This is a genomic window from Longimicrobium sp. (genome assembly GCF_036554565.1).
GTDB lineage: Bacteria > Gemmatimonadota > Gemmatimonadetes > Longimicrobiales > Longimicrobiaceae > Longimicrobium.
Window position 1 is genome coordinate 1 of record NZ_DATBNB010000475.1, and the last position, 2054, is coordinate 2054.

The following is a 2054-nucleotide window of genomic DNA, read 5'->3' on the forward strand; positions in this document are numbered from 1 at the left end:
CCGCCCATAGGCACTGGTGGGAGCGCCCATGGAAGGGAGGCGGAGCGTCCAGCGGTTCACCATCCAGGCACCCGCGGCGGTGCGGGTGAACTCCATGCGCCCGCCCCACACCTCGCCCTCGTCGTAGGCGTAGGCGGGCAGCCCGGTGTACGCGAACTCCATGGAACGCAGATCCGCGTTCGCGGGGTCCAGCCACAGGGTTCCGCTCACGTCGGGAAGGCGCCTGCCGCGCACCGGCTCGAACTCCAGCCCCACCAGCCCGGCCTCGGCCCGGCGCCCCGGCACCACACGAAAGCAGTGGCCGTCCAGGAACTCCTCGGAAAGGAGCACCGTGGCGTCGGGCGCGATGAAAACGTGGTCATTCCCCTCGCGCCGTACGTACCCGTCGCGCGCGAGCTCGGCTGCCGGAAGGCTGCGGAAGGGAGTCGCCCGGCGCTCGGTGGTGCTGTCTTCCCGTGCCGAGCGCACGAAGGCGGTGGAGCGGTCCAGCTCGCGGTGAAAGCGGCGGATGGTGAAGAGGCCGCCCCGGGCCTCCGCCGCCTGGGTTTCCAGGAGCACCTGGCGCGCCGCCTCCCACACGGCGGCCGTGCGCAGCCCGGTCCGCGGGTTGACCACACAACCGCGGTCGGGTGGCCCCACCCGGATCGCCTCGAGCTGCGTGGCACGCTCCGCCCGATCGGGCGCGCTCCGCGTCTGCGCGGTGAGCGCAGTGGGCAGCATGGCCGTTGCGGCGCAGGCGAGAACCAGGGTGAGGCGCATGGTGTGCTTGCGGGTACCGGTGAGTGGGCGGGTGCGCGGAAGGGACGGCGGCGCATAAAGATAACGCAGATCGCACGAAACTTCTGCCGACAGGCGCGGGGCGCGCATTCTTCCTGTACGGGACGCCCAAATACGAGCATCATCGCACACCGATCACGATGCTTGCTCGTATCGGCATTTCTGCCGATGTTTCGTGCGCCGATGAAAGCAGATCGAAACGTTAGGGAGCCGGCCTCGGGCTCCTCCTCGATAGGGTGACAATGACGAATCCTCTTCCCGAGCTTCTCAAGCTGAGTGTGGCTGAACGCATTCAGCTCGTGGAAGACATATGGGACAGCATCGCGGCTGAACCCGAGGCTGTGCCGCTGTCGGATGAACTTCGCGAGGAGCTGGATGCCCGGCTGGCGGATCAGGCCGCCAATCCGGGCGTGGGTAAGCCTTGGTCCGAGGTGAAGGCGCGGCTGCTGGGGAGCCGGTGAGCCGATCGCTGATTCTTCGCCCGGCCGCTGAGGACGACGTTGAGGCGGCGTACCAATGGTACGAGGAACAAAGGCCCGGATTGGGAGGCGGGTTCCTGCGATCCGTAGAGGCGGGGCTTGCTTCGATCGAGCGGAATCCGGAATCTCATCGGCAAGTTTACAAGCACGCCCGCCGCGCCTTGCTGAGGCGCTTCCCATACGCGCTCTTCTACGTCTCCTCCGCCGAGCTGATCGAAGTCATCGGGTGCATCCACACGAGCCGGCACCCAAGGCGCTGGCGCTCGCGACTGTAGCGTAGCGCGAACGGCTCCCGCTCGCGTTAACGAGCTTCCGTGCTGGCGCTTAACGAGGACCTCTCGTGGTCGGGCGAGACTGTAGGCAGTCAGGCACAAGCGTTGATCCACTAAAACGACAGCCGCGGCCATCGGTGGCTCGCGGCTGTCTGATCCCTCGACACCCTGCTTGTTCTCAGGCCACGTCCTCGGCTTCCGCGGCCTCCCAGGGCTGCCCCACGCCGTTGGCTTCGGCCCACTCGTCCGCGGCGGCGCGGGCGCTGCGCAGGTCGTCCGCGAACTCCAGGATCGCTTCGGCGGCCAGCGGGTCCATCGCGAGCTCGTCCGCCTGCGTGGCATTGGTGGAGCTTGATCGTGGAGTAGGCCAGCGCCTCGAACAGCCCGAACCGGTCCGACAGCATCTCCAGCAGCCGTATGGGCGAGGGGCGGGCTCCAGCTTCGCTCGTCAGCATCATATGCATGCCTCCCCCGCCGCAGCTGGAGGGCGGGCGAGGTACGGTGGATTTCCTCGAGGCCACCAATT

General features: G+C 67.6%; 4 protein-coding genes. 2 read left to right on the top strand and 2 right to left on the bottom strand.

From position 1 onward, the window contains the following. The coding region (locus tag VIB55_RS13030; RefSeq protein WP_331877085.1) for a hypothetical protein at positions 1-759 on the bottom strand (759 nt) is incomplete at its 3' end. A 260-nt stretch (positions 760-1019) separates the two neighbouring features. On the opposite strand from VIB55_RS13030, the gene VIB55_RS13035 reads away from it, so the two are divergent. Together VIB55_RS13035 and VIB55_RS25490 are read left to right on the top strand one after the other, a co-directional pair. After that, a complete protein-coding gene (locus tag VIB55_RS13035) occupies positions 1020-1238 on the top strand; it encodes an addiction module protein (protein WP_331877086.1) in 219 nt (72 codons plus the stop codon). After that, on the top strand, positions 1235-1531 hold the full coding sequence (locus VIB55_RS25490; RefSeq protein WP_349263023.1) for a type II toxin-antitoxin system RelE/ParE family toxin: 297 nt from the start codon (positions 1235-1237) through the stop codon (positions 1529-1531). The genes VIB55_RS13035 and VIB55_RS25490 overlap by 4 nt, the downstream gene beginning before the upstream one ends. A gap of 175 nt (positions 1532-1706) precedes the next feature. Here the strand turns inward: VIB55_RS25490 and VIB55_RS13040 are convergent, their stop codons facing one another. Further along, positions 1707-1844 (bottom strand): hypothetical protein, encoded by a 138-nt coding sequence (locus VIB55_RS13040; protein ID WP_331877087.1) that lies wholly within the window; start codon positions 1842-1844, stop codon positions 1707-1709. Between the last annotated feature and the right edge of the window lie 210 nt (positions 1845-2054).

Bases quoted from the DNA above. Each gene is read 5' to 3' on its own strand.
- VIB55_RS13040 (WP_331877087.1), bottom strand. From the start codon at position 1,844: ATGGACCCGCTGGCCGCCGAAGCGATCCTGGAGTTCGCGGACGACCTG.
- VIB55_RS13035 (WP_331877086.1), top strand. From the start codon at position 1,020: ATGACGAATCCTCTTCCCGAGCTTCTCAAGCTGAGTGTGGCTGAACGC.